This is a genomic window from Rhodospirillales bacterium (genome assembly GCA_016699855.1).
Taxonomy (GTDB): Bacteria; Pseudomonadota; Alphaproteobacteria; order Reyranellales; family Reyranellaceae.
The window spans coordinates 223,076-242,801 of sequence record CP064988.1 but is presented as its reverse complement, the minus strand read 5'-3'; the positions used below and the strand labels follow the sequence as shown (position 1 = coordinate 242,801).

Annotated in this window: 17 protein-coding genes and 1 pseudogene; 10 read left to right on the top strand and 8 right to left on the bottom strand. The window is 71.7% G+C overall.

The genetic code is table 11. The features are described 5' to 3' along the window. Positions 1–2: 2 nt before the first annotated feature. From IPK81_01110 to IPK81_01090, 5 genes are all read left to right on the top strand, one after another. Positions 3–752: a DnaJ domain-containing protein gene (locus tag IPK81_01110; GenBank protein QQS12916.1), complete on the top strand. Its 750-nt coding sequence runs from the start codon at positions 3–5 to the stop codon at positions 750–752. 198 nt (positions 753–950) lie between these two features. Then, positions 951–1,826 (top strand): UTP--glucose-1-phosphate uridylyltransferase GalU, encoded by an 876-nt coding sequence (gene galU / locus IPK81_01105; protein QQS12915.1) that lies wholly within the window; start codon positions 951–953, stop codon positions 1,824–1,826. Between the two features lie 53 nt (positions 1,827–1,879). Further along, the gene (locus IPK81_01100; protein QQS12914.1) at positions 1,880–3,202 is read left to right on the top strand and encodes a UDP-glucose/GDP-mannose dehydrogenase family protein; all 1,323 of its coding nucleotides are present in this window, start codon (positions 1,880–1,882) and stop codon (positions 3,200–3,202) included. A gap of 20 nt (positions 3,203–3,222) precedes the next feature. Then, a complete protein-coding gene (locus IPK81_01095) occupies positions 3,223–4,620 on the top strand; it encodes a phosphomannomutase/phosphoglucomutase (GenBank protein ID QQS12913.1) in 1,398 nt (465 codons plus the stop codon). A gap of 28 nt (positions 4,621–4,648) precedes the next feature. Then, positions 4,649–5,068: a gamma-glutamylcyclotransferase gene (locus tag IPK81_01090; protein ID QQS12912.1), complete on the top strand. Its 420-nt coding sequence runs from the start codon at positions 4,649–4,651 to the stop codon at positions 5,066–5,068. A 165-nt stretch (positions 5,069–5,233) separates the two neighbouring features. Here the strand turns inward: IPK81_01090 and IPK81_01085 are convergent, their stop codons facing one another. After that, positions 5,234–6,493, bottom strand: coding sequence for a D-alanyl-D-alanine carboxypeptidase (locus tag IPK81_01085; GenBank protein ID QQS12911.1), 1,260 nt, complete (start codon positions 6,491–6,493; stop codon positions 5,234–5,236). A 307-nt stretch (positions 6,494–6,800) separates the two neighbouring features. Between IPK81_01085 and IPK81_01080 the strand changes: the two genes are divergently transcribed. Then, entirely contained in the window at positions 6,801–7,508 is a 708-nt protein-coding gene (locus IPK81_01080) for a hypothetical protein (GenBank protein QQS12910.1), read from the top strand. Between the two features lie 73 nt (positions 7,509–7,581). Next, positions 7,582–9,042, top strand: coding sequence for a Ppx/GppA family phosphatase (locus IPK81_01075; GenBank protein ID QQS12909.1), 1,461 nt, complete (start codon positions 7,582–7,584; stop codon positions 9,040–9,042). On the opposite strand, the gene rsmA is transcribed toward IPK81_01075, so the two are convergent. The 4 genes from rsmA to IPK81_01055 all read right to left on the bottom strand — a co-directional run bounded on the left by rsmA (position 9,030) and on the right by IPK81_01055 (position 14,510). Next, positions 9,030–9,905, bottom strand: coding sequence for a 16S rRNA (adenine(1518)-N(6)/adenine(1519)-N(6))-dimethyltransferase RsmA (gene rsmA, locus IPK81_01070; protein QQS12908.1), 876 nt, complete (start codon positions 9,903–9,905; stop codon positions 9,030–9,032). The genes IPK81_01075 and rsmA overlap by 13 nt on opposite strands. A gap of 10 nt (positions 9,906–9,915) precedes the next feature. Continuing rightward, on the bottom strand, positions 9,916–10,914 hold the full coding sequence (gene pdxA, locus IPK81_01065) for a 4-hydroxythreonine-4-phosphate dehydrogenase PdxA (protein QQS12907.1): 999 nt from the start codon (positions 10,912–10,914) through the stop codon (positions 9,916–9,918). Further along, positions 10,911–12,194: a peptidylprolyl isomerase gene (locus IPK81_01060; GenBank protein ID QQS12906.1), complete on the bottom strand. Its 1,284-nt coding sequence runs from the start codon at positions 12,192–12,194 to the stop codon at positions 10,911–10,913. Before IPK81_01060 ends, pdxA begins: the two co-directional genes overlap by 4 nt. Before the next feature lie 87 nt (positions 12,195–12,281). Then, positions 12,282–14,510: an LPS-assembly protein LptD gene (locus IPK81_01055; protein QQS12905.1), complete on the bottom strand. Its 2,229-nt coding sequence runs from the start codon at positions 14,508–14,510 to the stop codon at positions 12,282–12,284. 269 nt (positions 14,511–14,779) lie between these two features. On the opposite strand from IPK81_01055, the gene IPK81_01050 reads away from it, so the two are divergent. After that, on the top strand, positions 14,780–16,270 hold the full coding sequence (locus IPK81_01050) for a leucyl aminopeptidase (GenBank protein ID QQS12904.1): 1,491 nt from the start codon (positions 14,780–14,782) through the stop codon (positions 16,268–16,270). Positions 16,271–16,293: 23 nt separating this feature from the next. After that, a complete protein-coding gene (locus IPK81_01045) occupies positions 16,294–16,743 on the top strand; it encodes a DNA polymerase III subunit chi (protein ID QQS12903.1) in 450 nt (149 codons plus the stop codon). A 27-nt stretch (positions 16,744–16,770) separates the two neighbouring features. Here the strand turns inward: IPK81_01045 and IPK81_01040 are convergent, their stop codons facing one another. The 3 genes and pseudogenes from IPK81_01040 to IPK81_01030 form a co-directional block, all read right to left on the bottom strand. Further along, positions 16,771–17,676, bottom strand: a complete 906-nt coding sequence (locus IPK81_01040; protein ID QQS12902.1) for a TerC family protein — start codon at positions 17,674–17,676, stop codon at positions 16,771–16,773. A 74-nt stretch (positions 17,677–17,750) separates the two neighbouring features. Then, positions 17,751–18,101, bottom strand: a complete 351-nt coding sequence (locus IPK81_01035) for a hypothetical protein (GenBank protein QQS12901.1) — start codon at positions 18,099–18,101, stop codon at positions 17,751–17,753. 51 nt (positions 18,102–18,152) lie between these two features. Beyond that, positions 18,153–19,185: pseudogene (locus IPK81_01030) on the bottom strand (cyclase family protein). Between the two features lie 228 nt (positions 19,186–19,413). Between IPK81_01030 and IPK81_01025 the strand changes: the two are divergent. After that, the gene (locus tag IPK81_01025) at positions 19,414–19,686 is read left to right on the top strand and encodes a hypothetical protein (protein ID QQS12900.1); all 273 of its coding nucleotides are present in this window, start codon (positions 19,414–19,416) and stop codon (positions 19,684–19,686) included. Positions 19,687–19,726: the final 40 nt, after the last annotated feature.

Here is a 19,726-nt window from a genome sequence, read left to right as displayed (position 1 = left end):
CCATGCCGCAGTTCCTGTTCGGCATTCTGCTCCTGATCGGCACGGTCCTCGGTCTTCGTTGGTTGGCGCGCGCGAATCCGGCGACGCTCGCGCGCGTGATCCGGCGGCTCCTGATCGCGGCCGGCGCGGTCGCGGGGATCGGCGTGCTGCTCGCCATCCTGTTCCGCGCCCCGGGCTTCCTGTTCTCGCTGCTGATGTTCGGCATGCCGATCGCGCTGTGGATCTGGCGCAACTACCGCGCGCGTGCCGGGCTCGGGAAGGGGTGGCAGAATCCCGGCACCAGCTCGTCGTCCGGTGGCAACGCCTCGATCGTCGAGACCTCGTGGCTCCGCATGCGCCTCGACCACGACTCCGGCGGGATGGACGGGACCGTGCTGCGCGGGGCCTTCGCCGGCCGCGGCCTCGACGACCTCGGCGAGCCGGTCCTCGTCGACCTGCTGTCGGAATGCGCCGCCGACGCCGATTCCGTCCGCGTTCTGGAGGCGTATCTCGACCGCCGGTTCGGGCCGTCGTGGCGCGCGCGGCGTCCGGCGGGCGGGCAGGGCGGCGCCGGAGACGCTGAGGGTGTGTCGGCGGCCAGCATGGCCACGGACGAGGCCTACGCCATCCTCGGCCTCAAGCCCGGCGCCACGCCGGACGAGATCCGGGCGGCGCATCGCCGGCTGATGCAGGCCAACCACCCCGACCGCGGCGGCTCGGACTGGCTCGCGGCGCGGATCAACCGCGCCCGAGACGTGCTGCTGGGGGAGTGACGGGACGCCCGCACCACGTTCTAAATGTTGTGGATTTCGGCGGCGGACTGCCCCACATCCTCCCCGCCGACGCCATCTTCACGCCCGACGCTGATGGTCAAAGGAGAACGCTCGACCATGCTAATGTTTTAGAGTAGTAATATTCTCTAAGATATTGAAATTGGTCGATATTAGAATCGACACTAAGATGGACCGCTGATGCCCCGCGTGCGCAAGGCCGTGTTTCCCGTCGCTGGCCTCGGGACCCGATTCCTGCCGGCCACCAAGGCCATCCCCAAGGAGATGCTGACGATCGTCGACCGGCCGCTGATCCAGTACGCCGTCGAGGAGTGTCTGGCGGCGGGGATCGAGGAGTTCGTGTTCGTCACCGGCCGCAACAAGCAGGTGATCGAGGACCATTTCGACCACGCCTACGAGCTCGAGGCGACGATGGAGGGGCGCGGCAACAAGCAGGCCGAGCTCGGCCAGACCCGGGGTGCCACCATCAAGGCCGGCAACGCCATCTTCACCCGCCAGCAGAAGCCGCTGGGGCTGGGCCACGCGGTGTGGTGCGCCCGGCACTGGATCGGCGACGAGCCCTTCGCGGTGCTGCTGCCTGACGAGCTGACGATCTCCTCGCCGTCCTGCACGGCCGAGCTGGTCGAGGTCCACGAGCGGACCAAAGGCAGCGTCATCTCCGTGGTCGAGGTGCCGCGCGAGCAGACCAACCGCTACGGCATCGTCGCCACGCGCGACGACGACGGCCGCATGGCCGCGGTCACCGGCATGGTCGAGAAGCCGAAGCCGGCCGAGGCGCCGTCGAACCTGGCGATCATCGGCCGCTACGTGCTGCTGCCGGAAGTGTTCAGCCATCTCGAGCGCCACGAGACCGGCGCCGGCGGCGAGATCCAGCTCACCGACGCGCTGGCGCGGATGATCGGCGGCGCGCCGTTCCACGCCGTGCGCTATTCCGGCGCGCGCTACGATTGCGGCAACCGCCTCGGCTTCCTCGAGGCCAACGTCGCGGTGTCGCTGTCGCGCGCCGACACCGCCGCCGAGTCGCGGGCGTTGCTCGCGGGGCTGCTCAAGGGCTGAATTGGAGCGCCGCCGCCGCCTGCGGGCGGCGGGCGCGCATCCGGTGGAATTCCATGCGTATCGCCATGATCGGCACGGGCTATGTCGGACTGGTGTCCGGCGCCTGCTTCTCGCAGTTCGGCTTCGACGTCGTCTGCGTCGACAAGGACGCGGCCAAGATCGCCTCGCTCGAGGCGGGGAAGATTCCCATTTTCGAGCCGGGCCTCGACAAGCTGGTGGCGGACAACCGCGCCGCCGGCCGGCTGACCTTCACCACGGACCTGCGGTCGGCGGTCGGCGGGGCGGACGCGGTGTTCATCGCGGTCGGCACGCCGGCGCGCCGCGGCGACGGCCACGCCGACCTCAGTTACGTCTACGCGGCCGCCGCCGAGATCGCCGACGCGCTGACGCACTACACGGTGATCGTCACCAAATCGACCGTGCCGGTCGGCACCGGCCGCGAGGTCGAGCGCATCGTGCGCGAGCGCCGGCCGTCGGCCGAGTTCGACGTGGCGTCGAATCCGGAGTTCCTGCGCGAGGGCGCGGCGATCGAGGATTTCATGAAGCCGGACCGCGTCGTGATCGGCGCCGAGACCGAGCGCGCCCGCGACGCGCTGCGCGCCATCTACCGGCCGCTCTACCTGATCGAGACGCCGCTGGTGTTCACCAACCTCGAGACGTCGGAGCTGATCAAGTACGCGGGCAACACCTTCCTCGCGACCAAGATCACCTTCATCAACGAGATGGCCGACCTGTGCGAGAAGGTCGGCGCCGACGTGCACGACGTGGCCCGCGGCATCGGACTGGACGGCCGCATCGGCCGGAAGTTCCTGCATCCGGGGCCGGGCTACGGCGGCTCGTGCTTCCCCAAGGACACGCTGGCGCTGGCCTACACCGCGCGCGAGGCCGGCTCGCCGGTGACGGTGGTCGAGCAGGTGATCGAGGTCAACGACCGGCGCAAGAAGCGCATGGCGGAGAAGGTGATCGCGGCCTGCGGCGGATCTGTGGAGGGCCTCACGGTCGGCGTGCTCGGCCTGGCGTTCAAGCCCAACACCGACGACATGCGCGACGCGCCGTCGCTCGACATCGTGCCGGCGCTGCGCAAGGCCGGCGCCCGGGTGCGGGCGTTCGACCCCGAATCGATGAACGAGGCGCGCAAGCTGCTGACCGACGTCGAGTACGCCGCCAGCGCCTACGACGCCGCCAAGGACGCCGACTGCCTGGTCGTGCTGACCGAGTGGACGGAGTTCCGCGCGCTCGATCCCAAGCGCCTGAAAAGCACGATGCGGCGGCCGGTCGTCGTCGACCTGCGCAACATCTTCAATCCCGCGGAGATGCGCGGACACGGCTTCACCTACGACTGCGTCGGCCGTCCGCGCCCCCGCGACGCCGCCTGATCGACGAGGATCCGCTGCGAATGACCTACGCCCACAGCTTCGACCCGACCATCCTGCGCGAGTACGACATCCGCGGCATCGTCGGCCGGACGTTGAGCGCCGACGACGCGCGCGCCGTCGGCCGCGTCTTCGCGACGCTGGTGCGCCGCGCCGGCGGCAGACGAATCGCCTTCGGCTACGACGGACGCGTCAGCTCGCCCGAGCTGCAGGCGGCCTGCGTCGAGGGCATGCGCGCCGCCGGGATCGACGTGCTGCGCATCGGCCTGTGCGCGACCCCGATGCTGTATTTCGCCGTCTACGAGCTCGAGGCCGACGGCGGCATCATGATCACCGGCTCGCACAATCCCGGCGACTACAACGGCTTCAAGATGATGATCGGCAAGAAGCCGTTCTACGGCGCCGACATCCAGAATCTCGGCCGCATGGCGGCGGCCGGCGACGTCGAGTCCGGCGCCGGGGGGCTGGAGGAGCGCCCGGTGAAGCCGGCCTACGTCGAGCGCGTGCTGCGCGATTTCAAGCCGGGCCGGCCGTTGAAGGTCGTGTGGGACAGCGGCCACGGCGCCGTCGGCGTCTGCCTGCGCGACGTGGTCTCGCGCCTGCCGGGCGAGCACACGATCCTGTTCGAGCGGGTCGACGGCACGTTTCCCGCGCACCATCCCGATCCGACGGTCGAGAAGAACCTCGAGGACCTCAAGCGCGAGGTGCGGGCGCGGGGAGCGGACCTCGGCATCGCGTTCGACGGCGACGGCGACCGCATCGGCGCGGTCGACGGCAAGGGCCGCGTGCTCTGGGGCGACCAGCTGCTCGCGATCTGGGCGCGCGACGTGCTGCGCGAGCGGCCCGGCGCCACGATCATCGCCGACGTGAAGGCCAGCCAGGTGCTGTTCGACGAGGTCGCCTCGGCCGGCGGCGTGCCTCTGATGTGGAAGACCGGCCATTCGCTGATCAAGGTGAAGATGGCCGAGACGAAGTCGCCGCTGGCCGGCGAGATGTCCGGCCACGTGTTCTTCGCCGACACGTGGTACGGCTTCGACGACGCGCTCTACGCCGGCATCCGGCTGCTCAATATCGTCGGCGCCTCGGACCGCTCGCTGGCCGACATGCGCGACGCGCTGCCACAGCCGGTGAACACGCCGGAGCTGCGCTTCGAGTGCGCGGAGGAGCGCAAGTTCAAGGTGGTGGACGAGGTCAAGGCGCGGCTCGACGCCGCCGGCGCGCGTTACTCCGGCGTCGACGGCGTCCGCGTCTCGACCGACGACGGCTGGTGGCTGCTGCGCGCGTCGAACACCCAGGCCGTGCTGGTGGCGCGCTGCGAGGCGCGCGACGCGGCCGGTCTGGATCGGCTCAAGACGGCGGTCAAGACGGCGCTCGCGGCCAGCGGCGTCGAGATGCCCGACGAGTCGACGGCGTCGCACTGACGCGGCGCGGCGGGAACGGAACGGGCCGGTGCGGCTGTTTTTCTACGGCACGCTGATGGACCGCGACGTGCTGTCGCTGGTGCTGGAGCGCCCCGTCGCCGCCACGCCGCTGGTGCCGGCGACGCTGCGCGGCTACCGCCGCGCGCGCGCCAGCGGCGTCAGCTATCCCATCGTCCTGCGCGACCGCGCCGCCACCGTCGACGGCGTGGTGGTCGACCGCCTGCTGGATCCCGACGTCGCGAAGCTGTCGGCCTACGAAGGCGCGGGATACCGGCTGGTTCGCGCGACCGCCGACGTGGCGGGCGCGGGCCCGCGCGGCGTCCAGATCTTCGTGCCGGCGCCCGGCGCGTTCACGCCGGTCGCGGGCGAATGGTCGCTGGAGGATTGGCGCGCCAAGGACAAGGACGCGTTCCTCGCCCGCCTGCGCCGCCGCCCCGAGGCGCGGTAGGTCGCATTTCGAGCCTCGCTTCCGTCGTCGCGAGCGCAGCGGGGGATCTTTCGGCGGCGGAATGATCCCTCGCCGCGATCGCGATGACGGCAGGGGACGGGCCAACGGCGCGGCAGCGTCCGATCCGGAGGCGGGGCGATCCGGCCGGCCCTGCCGGAACAGCCGCTACGGCGCGGCGATCTCGACGGCGGCGCAGTTGATCCGCTTGCCTTCGAGCTTCTTGCAGCCCGTGGTGGCGCGGCGCTCGTCGAGATCGGCGAGGCGCGCGCGGTAGACCTTGCGGCCCTGCGACGTCACGGGATCGACCGTCGGTCGCGCGCTGCCCTTGAGCTCGGGGAGCTGCCCGATGGCGCGGGCGAGGGCGGCGTTCGCGGATTTCTGGTCCCGGTAGGAGCCGATCTGGATCGCCCACCGCGCGCCGCCGCGCGGCGTGGCGACCGGACCGTCGGCGGAGCCGCCCTGTGCGCTTTCGGCCTCGTAGGCGGACACCAGCCGCGGGACGCCGGCGGCCGGCGCGGTCTGCGCCGCGACCGCCTGTTCCGCCGGCAGCGCCGAGCCGGGCGCGAAATGCGCGGCGGTGTAGCGCGCCGAGGCGGGCGCGGACGGGCGGCGCCACGCCGGCAGCCGCTGCGCCGCGGCGCGGTCGAAGCCGCGGTCCATCATGTCGGCCATCACGCTGTCGCGCTCGCCGGGGCTCTCGCCGCCGAACACGACGCCGATCAGGCGGCGGTTGTCGCGCGTCGCCGACATCACGAGGTTGAAGCCGGAGGCGCGGATGTAGCCGGTCTTGATTCCGTCGGCGCCAGCGTAGGAGCCGAGCATGCGGTTGTGGTTGGTCAGCGTGCGGCCGGCGTAGTGCCAAGCCTGCTGCGAGAAGATCGGGTAGTAGTGCGGGAAGTCGCGCAGCAGCGCCTGCGCCAGACGCGCGAGGTCGCGCGCCGTCGTCACCTGGTGCGTGTCCGGCAGGCCCGACGCGTTGCGGAAGGTCGAGCTCGCCATGCCGAGCCGCCGCGCCGTCTGCGTCATCGCCTGCGCGAAGCTGGCCTCGTCGCCGGAGATGCCCTCGGCGAGCACGACGGCGGCGTCGTTGGCGGAGCGGGTCACCAGTCCCATGATCGCGTCGCGCACGACCAGCGTGCCGCCGACCGGGGCGTCCATCTTCGACGGCTGGACGGCGCCGGCGCGGGCCGAGACCGGCAGGCGGTCGGCCAGGCGCAACCGCCCCGAATCGAGCGCGGCGAACGCCATGTAGAGCGTCATGATCTTGGTCAGCGACGCGGGATGGCGCAGGTCAGCGGCGGCGAAGCCCTCGAGCTCGCGGCCGGTTTCTGCGTCGATCACCAGCATCGCGTCGCGGCCGCTGACGGCGGGATTCACCGCGACCGGCGCCGCCGGGCGGACGGGAATGGCGCGCTTTCCGGGCACGACGCGTTTGGCGGGGGCGGCCTGCCTTGGGGGGGCGGCCTCGGCGGCCGGAGCGGTCACGCAAGGCGCGAACGCGGCCGCGGCGATCACGGACACCGCGAACCAACTGGAAAGCCGACGCCACGCCAACATGCTCGAATCCACTACGCAGGCGAAAGCCCTTGGACGTTAAGGACTTGCGAACACTACCGCACAGAATAGTGCAAACAATTCGGCGTCGCAACACGCCGATCCTCAAGATTCGCTTGAAAAGTCGCGGCGGCGCGTCGATGAGGGAGCGCGGAACGCTTCGGCGGAGGGCGGCGGCATGGCGTGGTCACGGTTGGCTTTGGCGGCCTTCGCCCTGTGCGCCCTGCCGGCGTGCGGCCCGGAGACCGCGAATCTCGAGACGCGCCTCGAGAATCCGGTCACGCGCAGCCTCTACTGGTTCCGCTACGTCGGCGGCGTCGACATCAAGCGCCGCTGCGCCGCCGGCGGTCCGGACCACATCCGCCTCGTCTACAACGCCGTCTGGGGCGAGCAGGTGCGGACCTACGATCTGGCGCCGGCGCCGGGCGGCGGCATGTCCATGGCCGCGCGCGTCATGGTCGACCAGGGGAACGTGGCGTCGGTCGACGTCCGGGACCTCAACGGCCTGCTCGATCCGTGGCGCATGCGGCGGACGGACGTCGCGCTCACCGCCGCCGAGGCCGCGTCGCTGCGCGACGCGCTCGGACGTAGCGGCGGCTACGGCCCGCCGCCGGCCGGGCGCGAGCTGCGGTCGAACGAGTTCTGGTGGACCGTGGCGTCGTGCGTCGGCGGGCGCTGGGGGTTCGCCGCCTACGACCACGCCAGCGACCGCTTCGCGCGCGTCGCCTTCGCGGCGCCGTTGTTCGCGCTGGAGCGCGGCGCCGTTCCGGTCGCGCAGCCGCGCGACATGGCGCCGGGACAATTCCGGCGCGACCGCGAGCGCGACCTGAACGGAGTCGGCTACTGGCAGCTCGCGATCGGCCGCGACGGCCTGCGCGACTACTGAGCGTCCGCGCCCCTCCATGCGTGACGATTTTGCCGCGGCCCCGGGCCGCGAATTCGGCTAGACCGGCGGCGCCATGCAGGACGGCCGCGTCGCCATCATCGATATCGGATCGAACTCGATCCGGCTCGTCGTCTACGAGCGCGCCAACCGTTCGCCGCTGCCGGTGTTCAACGAGAAGGTGCTGTGCGGCCTCGCGCGCGGCCTCGACGTCAGCGGAAGGCTGCATCCCGCGGGCGTCGAGATGGCGTTGGCCAACATCGAGCGCTTCGCGGCGCTGGCCCGCAACATGCGCGTGGCGCGCGTCGACCTCCTGGCCACGGCCGCCGTGCGCGACGCCGGCGACGGGGCGGCGTTCGTGGCGCGAATCGAGGCGCTGACCGGCCTGGCGACGCGCGTGATCAGCGGCGAGGAGGAGGCCCGGCTCTCCGGCCTCGGCGTGATGTGCGGCATCCCCGACGTCGACGGCGTGATGGGCGATCTCGGCGGCGGCAGCCTCGAGCTGGTCGGTCTGTCGGGCGGTTCGCTCGGGCCCTCGACGACGCTGCCGGTCGGACCGCTGCGGCTGCTGACCGCCGACCGCGACCCGAAGAAGGCGGTGGAGCAGGCGATCGCCGGCGTCGGCTGGCTCGACCGATTCCGCGGGCGGACGCTCTATCCCGTCGGCGGCGCCTGGCGAGCGTTCGCGCGGCTGCACATGGAGCAGACCCGGTATCCACTGCACATCATCCACCACTACGCGATCCCCGGCGAGGACGCGCGCGCGCTGGCGCACATGATCGCCAGCCAGAGCCCGCGGTCGCTGGAGAAGATGGTCGGCGTCTCGAAGCGGCGCCTCGAGAGCCTGCCGTTGGCCGCGCTCGCGCTGGAGCGGTTGCTGGTCGCGTTGCGGCCGAAGCGCGTGGTGTTCTCGGCCTTCGGCCTGCGCGAGGGGTTCTATTTCTCGCAGCTGCCCGAGACCGAGCGCTCGCGCCATCCGCTGATCGCGTTCGCCGAGGACGAGGGCGCGGGGTGGCGGCGCTTCGCGCTGCCGCCGGTCGAGATCTTCGACTGGCTGACGCCGATGTTCGCGGGCGAGAGCGCCAGCGAGCGCACGCTGCGGCTCGCCGCCTGCCACCTCAGCGACATCGCGTGGGACGACCATCCCGACTACCGCACGCGCATGGCGTGCGAGCGCGTGCTGCAGCTTCCGGCGCCTGGCATGGACCACGCCGAGCGCGCGACCCTGGCGCTGGCGATGGCGTGGCGCTACGAGAGCGACCCCGACGCCGACGTTGTCGCCGTGGCGCACGCGCTGGCCGACCGCGACGCGCGGGCCTTCGCGCGTCGGCTCGGCACCGCTCTGCGGCTGGCCTACAACCTCTCCGGCGGCGCGCCGGGGCTGCTGTCGCGCATCGTGCTGCGGCGCTCGGACAAGGCGGTCGAACTGGTCGTGCCGGTCGCGTTGCGCAATCTGCTGGGCGAGGTCACGGGCCGCCGCCTGTCGGCGGTCGCCGGCGCGTTCGACCTGAAGGACGCGATCACCTACGTCGGCTGAGCGCCGCCGCCCGGCGGAAGGCGCGCGGCGAGCGCCGCGAACTGGCGCGGCGACAGCTCCTCGGCGCGCGATGTGGCGGCGATACCCAGCCCGCCGAGCGTGCCCTCGACGTCGGGAAACACCGCCTTGAGGCTGGCGCGCAGCATCTTGCGGCGTTGGCCGAACGCCGCCGCGGTGACGCGCGCCAGTGACGCCAGCGTGAACGGCCGCCCGTCGTCGTCGACGCGCGCGCCGCCGCGCGGCACCAGGCGCACCACCGTCGACACGACCTTGGGCGGCGGCGTGAAGGCGCCGGGCGCGATGTCGAACAGCCGCGTCGCCTCGCACACGAGCTGCGTGACCACCGACAGCCGGCCGTAGGCGGGGGTGCGCGGCGCGGCGACGAGCCGGTCGACGACCTCCTTCTGGAACATCAGCGTCATCGATTCGAGGGCGTCGGCGGCGTCGAGCCACCGCAGCAGCAGGGCGGTCGACACGTTGTAGGGCAGGTTGGCGACGATCCGGCGCGGCGCGGGCGCGAACGCCGCGACATCGACCGTCAAGGCGTCGGCGTCGAGCAGCTCGAGGCGTCCGTCGGCGGCCGCGACCAGCTCGGCCAGCGCCTCGACGGCCCGCCGGTCGCGCTCGACCGCGACCACGCGCGTGGCGCCGGCGCGCAGCAGCGAGCGCGTCAGGCCGCCGGGGCCGGGGCCGATCTCGATCGTCGTGCCGGCCGAGAGATCGCCGGCGGCGCGGGCGATGCGGTCCGTCAGGTTCAGGTCGAGCAGGAAGTGCTGGCCCAGCGAGCGGCGCGCCGCGAGCCCGGGGCGGGCGAGCGTCTCGGGCGGCGGCGGCAGGGCGGCGACGCGCGTGGCGACGCTCACGACGCGCGGCTCACGCGGCGGCGCGCCGCGCGGCCATCGCCGACGCCATGTCGAGCGCGGCGAGGAAGCTGGCCGGGTCGGCGAGGCCCTTGCCGGCGATGTCCAGCGCGGTGCCGTGGTCGGGCGAGGTGCGCACGAAGGGCAGGCCGAGCGTCACGTTGACGCCGCCCGCGAAGTCCAGCGTCTTGACCGGGATCAGCGCCTGGTCGTGGTACATGCACACCGCGACGTCGTAGCGCGCGCGCGCAGCGGGGTGGAACATCGTGTCGGGCGGCATCGGGCCGGCGACCGGCAGGCCGTCGCCGCGCAGCGTCTCGACGGCCGGCGCGACGATGCGCGCCTCCTCGTCGCCCATCGCGCCCTGTTCGCCGGCGTGCGGATTCAGGCCGGCGACGGCGATGCGCGGGAGGTCGATGCCGAAGTCGCGCCGCAGCGCAGCGGCCGCGACGCGGCCGGCGCGCACGATGCCGTCCGTCGTCAGCGTCTCGATGGCGCGGCGCAGGGAGACGTGGATCGTCACCGGAACCACCCGCAGCCCTTCGCAGGCCAGCATCATCGCGACGTCGGCGCCGCCGCCGAGCGCGGCGAGGAACTCGGTGTGCCCGGGATGCGCGAAACCGGCGTCCTGCAGCGTCTTCTTCTGGATCGGATTGGTGACGACGCCACCGGCCTCGCCGGACAGCGCCAACCCGGCGGCCCTCTCGATGCTGGCGATCACCGCCGCCGCGGCGCGGACGTCCGGGCGGCCGGCGACCGCGGGAGCCGGCAGTCGCTGCGGCAGCACCGGCAGCGCGCGGTCGAACGCCGGCGCGGCCTCGGACGGATGGGCGATCTCGACCACCGCGCCGTCGTCGCCGGCGATCGCGCGCAGGCGGTCGGGATCGTCTATCGCGAAGAACGCGGCGGGGCCGCCGCGTCCGCGGCGCGCCCGCCACGCCTTGACGGTGAGCTCGCCGCCGATGCCCGCCGGTTCGCCCATCGTCACGGCGATCGGCGCGCCGGCGTTCATATCTTGCAGTTCTTCCGCATCTCGATGACCGAAGTCCGGCGCAGGTCGCGCATGTACCGCCGCGCCGCGGATTCGAGTTTGCGCTCGAAGATGCCCTGCCGGATCGTGTCGCGGCTCGGCATGCCGGTGTCCTGCTCCTTCGAGCAGACGGCGACGATCTGGATGGCGGTGCCGGCCTGGAACGGACCGATCGGCGTGCCGAGCGCGGCGCTGGCCGCCTGCTCGGCGATCGCCGGCGACGACGCGCGGAGCTGGCCGGTGGTGACCTCGGTGTCCTTCGCCGAGCAGCCCTTGGTGCGGTCGCACTGGCGGCGCAGATCGGCGCAGCTCCGGGCCTGGCTCATCACCACCTGCGCGACGCCCTTCTGGCGCTCGACCTCCGCGGCGGTCGAGTTGGCGGGCAGCGGCAGCAGGAGCTGGAGCATCGTCAGCACGAGGTCGCCACCGCCCGATGCCTTGCCGAACGGCCGACGGTCGACAAGGGCGAGGATGTGCCAGCCGGCGGGGCTTCGGATCGGGTCGGATATCTTGCCGGGCTGCAGCGCCGCGATGGCGGCGTCGAGGGCGGGATCGAGCGTGCCGGGCAGGACCCAGCCGAGGTCGCCGCCGTTCGACGCCGTGGCTCCTTGCGAGAACTGGCGGGCGACGTCGGGGAAGGGCGTGCCGCCGCGCAGCTGCTCGAGCACGCGGCGCGCGTTGCGCAGTCCCTCGTCGGCCTGGTCCGGCCGGTCGACCGCGATGAATATCTCGGCGACGCGGTTCTCCGACTTGCCGATGTTGGCGCGCATCAGCCGCAGCGCCTCGTCGATCTCCGGCTCCGTCACGTCGAGCCCCTGGCGTACTTTGCGCCGGACGATCTTCTCCCAGGCGATGGCGGCGCGGATCTGGTCGGTGAGCACCGAATAGGCGATTCCGGAGCCGGCCATCTGCGCCCGGATCGTGCCCGAGGGCATGTTGTTGAGGTCCTCGATCTTGCCGACCCGGTCGTCGACCTCGGACTGGGCGACCGAGACGCCGGCGCGCTTGGCGTCGTCGAGCTGCAGCCGCTCGTCGGTCATCTGGCGCAGCACCTGCTGGGCGACGCGCTGCCGGTTCTCCGGGCTGTCCGCCATCCGGGTCGACAGCATGACGAACTTCACCCGCTGGCCGTGCTCGAACCCGGTGATCGGCTGGTCGTTGACCATAGCGGCGATGCAGTGCTCCTGGGCGCCGGCCGCGGACGCCGCGAACGCCAACGGCAGGGCCAGGGCGATGGCGTGGAGCAGGGAGGTTCGGCGCACGGGCGGTTTCCGTATCGTATGGGGTGGGCTGGGGCCGGACTATAGCCGGCGGGGGTCGATCCGCAACCGGCGCGGGGCCGGCGCGACTCAGTAGTTGGTGTCGGTCGTCTGCTTGAGGACGAAGCGGAACGCGACGCGGTTGTCCGGCTTTACGTCGCGGTCCGTGTAGTACCGGCGCGACAGGCGGATTCCGAACAGGAAGCACTCGTCCTCGTACTCCAGCAGCCCCTGCATCTGGCGCGTCGCGCCGCGCTCGAGGTCGCGCGCGATCGAGGCGCCGAACTTCCAGTTCTCGTGCGGGCGCGCGATGAAGCCGAGGCGCCCCTCCTGGCGGTCGCCGAAGGCGTTGAGGGTCGACTGCGCCTCGTCGATCAGGGCGTAGCTGCCGATCACGCGGAACTCGCGCGGCCCGGCCGCGATGTACGCATCGGCCTGCCGGACGCGGCTGAGATGCTCCTTGTCGAACCGCGCGCGCGCGAAGATGTCCCAGTAGCGGCCGGGATTGATCGACAGCGCGGTCACCGGATCGGAGATCTTCGAGCGCAGACCGGTGGCGGCCGGGTAGGAGGTGTCGCGCTGCAGCCGGAAGCTCTGGCCGACGAAGAACCAGCTCGAGCCGCCCTGGCCGGCGTTGAGTCCGAGCTTCATGCCGTAGTTCAGACGCTGGCCGCCCTCGAGCCGGTCGTCGCCCGTCGAGCGGTTGGGGCTGAACAGGTTCGTCTCGTCGTACACCTGGTCGATGGCGTCCTCGTTGGCGTAGCGCCACTGGCGCCCGACGTTCGGCGCCGCGACGAAGCCGACGATCGGCTCGACGGTCGCGTACGAGCTCTCGCCGATCCGGCGGATCATCGGATATCGCCAGTCGGCCGAGATCTGCGGGAACGCGCGCGCCTTGGTGCCGGTGAACTGTCCCGCCGGATCGTCGGGATCGACCGCGTTCTTGATGTCGTAGATGTCGCCCCGCACGGTCGCCAGCACGTTGAAGACGTGGCCGTCGCGGGTGATGTGCGTGAAGTCGTAGCCGACGCGCGCCATCACCCGGGTGCTGTCGGTGCCCTCCTCGCGGAACAGGTGGCGGACGCTGGCGTCGGCGATGAAATGGCCGCCGAACCGCATCTGCTCGCCGACGTAGTTGTACGCGGCGACGGGCACCACGTAGGGCGTCTGCCGCGACGAGTAGCCGGACCGCAGCTCCTGGAAGGCGTAGGCGAAGACCGACCCGTAGCTGCGGCGGTCGAAGCGCTCGGCGTACGCCTTGCTGGTGAGGAAATCGTACGACCCGATGTCGTAGAAGCGCATGTAGGTCTTGTCGGTGGCGCGCTGCCCCTGGAAGCCCGCGCGCCAGTGCTCGTCGATGTCGAAGCGGCCCTCGGACATGAAGTGGCCGCGCGTCTCGGCGCCCGGACGCTCGTGGAACGTGTCGCGGGTGGCGGTGCCCGTGAAGCGCAGGCTGCCGTTGTCGAACCGTTTGCGCGTCTCGATGCCCAGCAGCAGGCCGCGCTCCGACATGACGCGCGGGTACAGCGTCAGGTCGCTGGAGGGATCGATCGCCCAGAAGTAGGGCACGGTGACGCCGAACCCGAGCTGCCGGGATTGTTCGAACACCGGGGCGAGGAAGCCGGACCGGCGGTCGACCGTCGGATCGGCGTGCGCCATGTAGGGCGTGTAGGCGACCGGGATCCCGAAGAACTCCAGCGTCGCGTCGTAGAAGTAGATGTCCTGCTTGGTCTTGTCGTGGACGATCTTGCGCGCCTTGACCTGCCACAGCGGCGCGCGCTCGGGTCTCTCCGGGCAGGATTCGCACGGCGTGTAGACGGCCTTGACGAGCTCGGTGCGGTTGCCCTCGCTGAAGGTGCCGCCGTTGGCCGCGACGCGGGCGTCGTTGGACATGCGCAGGCGGATGTCGCGCGCCGCGCCCTCCTTGAGGTCGCCGGTGACGCTCGCGGTGTCGGCGAAGATCACCTCGCCGGTCGGCTCGACGATCCGCACGTTACCGGTCGCCGTCATCACGTCGCGGCGGCGATCGTAGACGAGCCGGTCGGCCTGCAGGATCCGGTCGTTCTGCGAGACCTCGACGCGTCCGGTCGCCGTGACGACGTCGGCAGCGCGGTCGTAGGTCACTTCGTCGGCGTTGAACAACGCCGGCGTGCGCTTTTCGGGCGCGGGCCGCTTCGGGACGGCGGCCGGGGGCTTCGCCCGGTCCGGGTCGGTCCGGTCCGGGCGGCGCTCCATGGTCTGGGCGTCCGCGCCGGGCGCGGCGGCCGCGACGCAGACCGCGAGCGCCGCGGCGAAGAGACGGTGGAACGGGGCGCGCACGCGTCTAGCCGCGGTTCCGCGGCGGCCCGGCTGGACGGCCCGGCGGATACGCGCGCGGGGCGTCGCGCCCGTGCGTCTGCGTCGTCTCCACGGCGGCCTCTCCGGGCGTTTCGTCGGTTATCCGAGGGGTTTAGATAGCCAAATATACGCGGCTGCGGAAGGTTGGTCATGCGCCGAATCGCCGGCCGCGCCGTGGGGCTTCCGCCGCCGGGGATCGCGTGCGAAGGTGCGCGCTATCCGCCTGTTGACCATGAATTTCGGGGACTCTCATGAAGATCGTGTTCGTCGATCCCGCCAAAGCGCCGGCCGTCAGCGTCGCCATGCTCGCCGCGCCGGGCCGGAAGCTGCTGCCGGCGGCCGCGGCGGCCGACAAGAAGTCCGGCGGGACGCTGGGCAAGGCGATCGCCGCGAGCCGCTTCACCGGCAAGCTGCACCAGACCCTGGCGATCCCGGCGCCCGCCGGAGTCGCCGCCGGCCGCCTCGTCCTGTGCGGAACCGGCGAGGGCGCGGCGCTGACCGAGCGCGCCGCCGAGGGGATCGGCGGGACGCTGCTGGCCGAGGCGAACGGCGCCGGCGCCAAGTCGCTCACGATCGTGGTCGAGCAGCCGGCCGGCTGCCGCGTCAAGGCCGACGAGCTGGCGGCGCGGGTCGCGTTCGGCGCGCTGCTGCGGTCGTACCGTTTCGACAAGTACCGCACGCGGGAGAAGGCCGAGGCGAAGCCGACCGTCGACACCGTTGCGATCGCGGTCAGGGATCCGGCGTTCGCGCAACGCGCCTTCGCGGCGCTGCGGCCGGTGGCCGACGGCGTGTTCATGACCCGCGACCTTGTCAGCGAACCGCCCAACGTCCTGCATCCGGAGAGCTTCGCCGCGCGCGCGAAGTCGCTCGCCAAGCTCGGCGTCAAGGTCGAGGTGCTGGGCGAGGCCCAGATGCGGAAGCTCGGCATGGGCGCGCTGCTCGGCGTCGGCCAGGGCAGCGTCCGCGAGTCTCAGCTCGTCGTCATGCGCTGGGACGGCGGCCGCAAGGGCGACCGTCCGGTGGCGTTCATCGGCAAGGGCGTGTGCTTCGACACCGGCGGCATCTCGCTCAAGCCCGCCGCCGGCATGGAGGACATGAAGTACGACATGGGCGGCGCCGGCGCCGTCACCGGCGCGATGCGCGCGCTGGCCGGCCGCAAGGCGAAGGTCAACGCCATCGGGCTCATCGGCCTGGTCGAGAACATGCCGGACGGAAACGCCCAGCGGCCCAGCGACGTCGTCAAGACGATGTCCGGCCAGACGGTCGAGGTCATCAACACCGACGCCGAGGGCCGCCTCGTGCTGTGCGACGTCATGTGGTACGCGCAGGAGAAGTACGATCCGGCGCTGATGGTCGAGTTCTCGACGCTGACGGGCGCCATCGTGGTCGCGCTCGGTCACGAGCGCGCCGGCCTGTTCTGCAACGACGACAAGCTGGCGCGCCAGCTGCGCGACGCCGGCGCCAAGGTCGGCGAGAAGCTGTGGCGCATGCCGCTGGGATCGGGCTACGACAAGGACATCGATTCCGAGATCGCCGACATGAAGAACGTCGGGGGCCGCGCCGCCGGCTCGGTCACCGCCGCGCAGTTCCTGAAGCGCTTCGTCCAGGGCAAGCGGCCGTGGGCGCATGTCGACATCGCCGGCGTCGCCTGGCACCTGAAGGGCGACGCCACGACGCCCAAGGGCGCCAGCGCCTTCGGCGTGCGGCTGGTCGACCAGTTCGTCGCCGACCACCACGAGTAGGCCCCCCGGCGTCGCGCGCGGCGATGACGGAGATCCGCTTCTACCATCTCACCCGCGGCGCGCTCGAGGAGGTGCTGCCGCGGATGCTGGAGGCGACGCTGGCGCGCGGCATGCGCGCCGTCGTGATGGTGGGGTCGGCCGAACGGGTCGAATCGCTCAACGCCCATCTCTGGACCTACGAGCCGGGGTCGTTCCTGCCGCACGGCTCGGCGCGCGACGGCGCCGCTGCGCGCCAGCCCGTCTGGCTGACGGCGGCCGACGAACGGCCCAACGACGCCACCTACCTGTTCCTGTCGGATGGCGCGCGGTGCGCCGATCTGGGCCCGTACGAGCGCGTGTCCGAGATCTTCGACGGGCGCAGCGACGACGCCGTCGCCGCCGCGCGCGAACGTTGGACGGCGTACCGCGAGGCCGGGCACGACCTGCAGTACTGGCAGCAGGGCGAGCGCGGCGGCTGGGAGCGCAAGGCGTGACCCGTGCCCCCGGCCGCCGCGACCGCGCTACGCCGCCCGCTTGAGGCCGGCGCCGCGCGCCACCGAGCGCCGCTCCGTCCACCACAGCCAGCCGATCGCGAACGGGATCCAGCCGACCCAGCGGACCGCCTGCCACATCGCCGCCGTCGGCGAATCCGCCGCCAGGTAGCGCGCGTCGTGGCCCATGGCGCCCGCCACGACGGCGGCGCCCGCGACCCAGATCGCCATCATCGGCAGGATCACGACCAGCGGCCGCAGGCGCGCCGGCAGCCAGCCGCGCAGCCACGGCGCGACCGACAGCGAGAACACCGCCAGCGCGGTCACGAACTTCAGCGCCGGCTGGGCCTCGTAGGCCGACTTCAGCATCGGCTCGCGGACGATCATGCCGTAGGCCGTCCACGCCAGAACCACGCCGCCCAGCAGGATGACCGAGGGGAAGCGGTCGACCAGCCGGATCACGATCTGGCTGCCCCAGACGATGATCGGCACGCTGATGAGCAGCCCGAGCACGATCAGCAGCACGCTGCCGTGCGCCGCGCCGCCGATCGCCAACACGTTGTCGACGCCCATGACCGCGTCGGCGATGACGATCGTCTTGATGGCGGCGTAGAGCGATTTCGCCGGCGTGGCGGCGCCGTGGAGGTCGCCGGTCTCCGGCGCCGGCTCGAGCAGCTTGCGGGCGATCCAGATCAACGCCAGGCCGCCGGCGCCGAGGAAACCGGGGATCATGAGCAGCCAGACGACGCCGATGGCCATCGTCGCGCGGATCGCGATGGCGCCGAAGGTGCCCCAAAGGATCACCTTGCGCTGCTGTTCCTTGGGCAGGTCGCGGGCGACGAGGCCGATGACGAGGGCGTTGTCGCCGGCGAGGACGAGGTCGATCAGGACGATCGCGAAAAGCGCGGAAATGAATCCGCCTGACAGGAATTCCATCGTGGTTCTCCGAAGATGCGCGTGCGCGTTCCGGCGCGGTCGTCCGCGCCGGGGCTAGACGGTCTCTACGGAGATCAAATGGGGACTTTGCCGTTCCGCTTGCGGATGGCGGAGACCAGCGCCCTCGACGTCGTCGAGATCGCGCGGCCGATCTCGCCGCCGCCCAAAGAGAGGACGGCGCCGGCGAGGATCAGCTCGATCAGGTTCCAGTTCGACAGACCCAGCGACGATAGCGTCTCGAAGCCGATATCCGTCAGCAGGAGGTCGATCTCGAGCTCGGCGAGCAGCGCGGAGTCGACCACGTCGCCGAGAACGCTCAGCAGCATGACGCCGATGACGCAGGCGATGAAGGCGTGGCCCGCCGTCGAGACCGGCCGTCGGGCGCGGGCTCCTGAGTGGATCAGGCGGGGGATCCGTGGGATCATCGCCAGCGCAGTATCGGGCATCGCGACCGGCGTTGCAAGGCCGGCGCCGTGTCACACCGTCGCGATGGCGTTGGCCGGGGATCCGACCGCGCCCGGCAGGCGCAACGGCGGCGCCGTCAGCAGGAAGCGCGAACGGCCGTTCGCGCGCAGCCACGCCGCCAGCTCGTGCAGGTACCACATCTCCCCGAGGTTGATGCCCAGCCGGAATATGCAGTGGTGGTGCAGCGGCAGAGATGGCGCGTCGTCGGGACCGCCGTCGCGCGCCGGCACGGCCTCGACGCCGTAGTTGTCGGCGATCAGCGAGGCGATCTGGCTGTCGGTGATCCACTTCAGCAGCCGCTGGTCGCGGCCGTCGAGCACCGCGCACATCGCGTGCACTTTCTGGGGGTCCGGTTTGCCGGCCATCTCCACCAGCATGGTGGCGAAGCCGGTGTGCAGCACGAGCATGTCGCCGGGCTCGACCACGACCTTGTCGGCGGCCATGACGCGCATCAGCGTGTCGTAGTCGACGAAGGTGTGGCCGGCCGAGGTGCTTCTCGAGGTCGACGAGCACGCCGCGGCCTTGGATCGCTTTCTCGGCCATGTTCTCGACGCCGAGCTTGTGGGCGTAGCAGAGGTGGCCGCAGCCGTCGCCGCCGGCGTCGGGCACCGGACCGACCACGTCCTCGCCGGCGCGCCAGCCGTTGTAGTAGACGGGCAGGGGCTTGCCGTCGCCGTTGACGTCGAACACGCCGCCGACATGGGCCAGCGTGTCCCACTGCGTCGAGTACTGGAGCGTCAGGATCACGCGGTCGTCGGACACGACGTCGGTGGCGCGCGGATCGAGCTTGCTGGTCAGGAAGTTGAACCGCCAGCCGTTCGGATCGCCGGTCGGCGACAGCACCGGCGGCAGGCGGCGCGGATTGAGCACGTTGCCGCCGGGCAGGTCGAGCGGCAGGCTGAGGCAGAACGCCTTGCCGGCCTTCACCTCGGCGATCCCCTGCAGCACCTTCTCCGGCGTCAGCAGGTTCAACCGGCCGAGCTGGTCGTCGTCGCCCCAGTCGCCCCAGGTCGATCCCTCCGGGCGATGCGTCCAGCGCTTCATGCGGTTCCTCCGATGCGTTCGCGGAGCGCGCGCCCCGTCGGGCGGCAGCTTGGCGTCGGACCGGCGAAACCGCAAATCCGCTTCCGCCGCGCGCGCCGCGAATCCGCCATGCGGCGGCCGACGTCGCGGTCCTCACGTCGGCTGGCGGAGTGTTGAAGCGAAGCGACTCGATCGACGACGCTTGGCGTGGGTATAGGTCGCGTCGACAAGGGTCCGGTGGAGGATGCGATGTCGTTGTGTCGGGAGGCGGCCGTGATCGTCGCCGCGTTGGCGGCGCTCGGCACGGTGTCGACCGCCGCGGCGCGAGACCTGAAGCGGTGCGACGAACTCGCGGCCTATTACGACCGCTACAGCGACCGGGTGGGCGAGGGGCGGATGCCGGTCGGCCGGCTGGAGCGCGAGCTGGGCTACGACGCCTGCCGCAAGGGCGACCACGAGGCCGGCCTGCGCATGCTCGAGGAGGCCATCCGGCGGAACGGCTTCAACGTGCCCCGGAGCTGAGCCGGACCCCGAGCTTGTCTCGGGCGCCGCCTCGCAAATC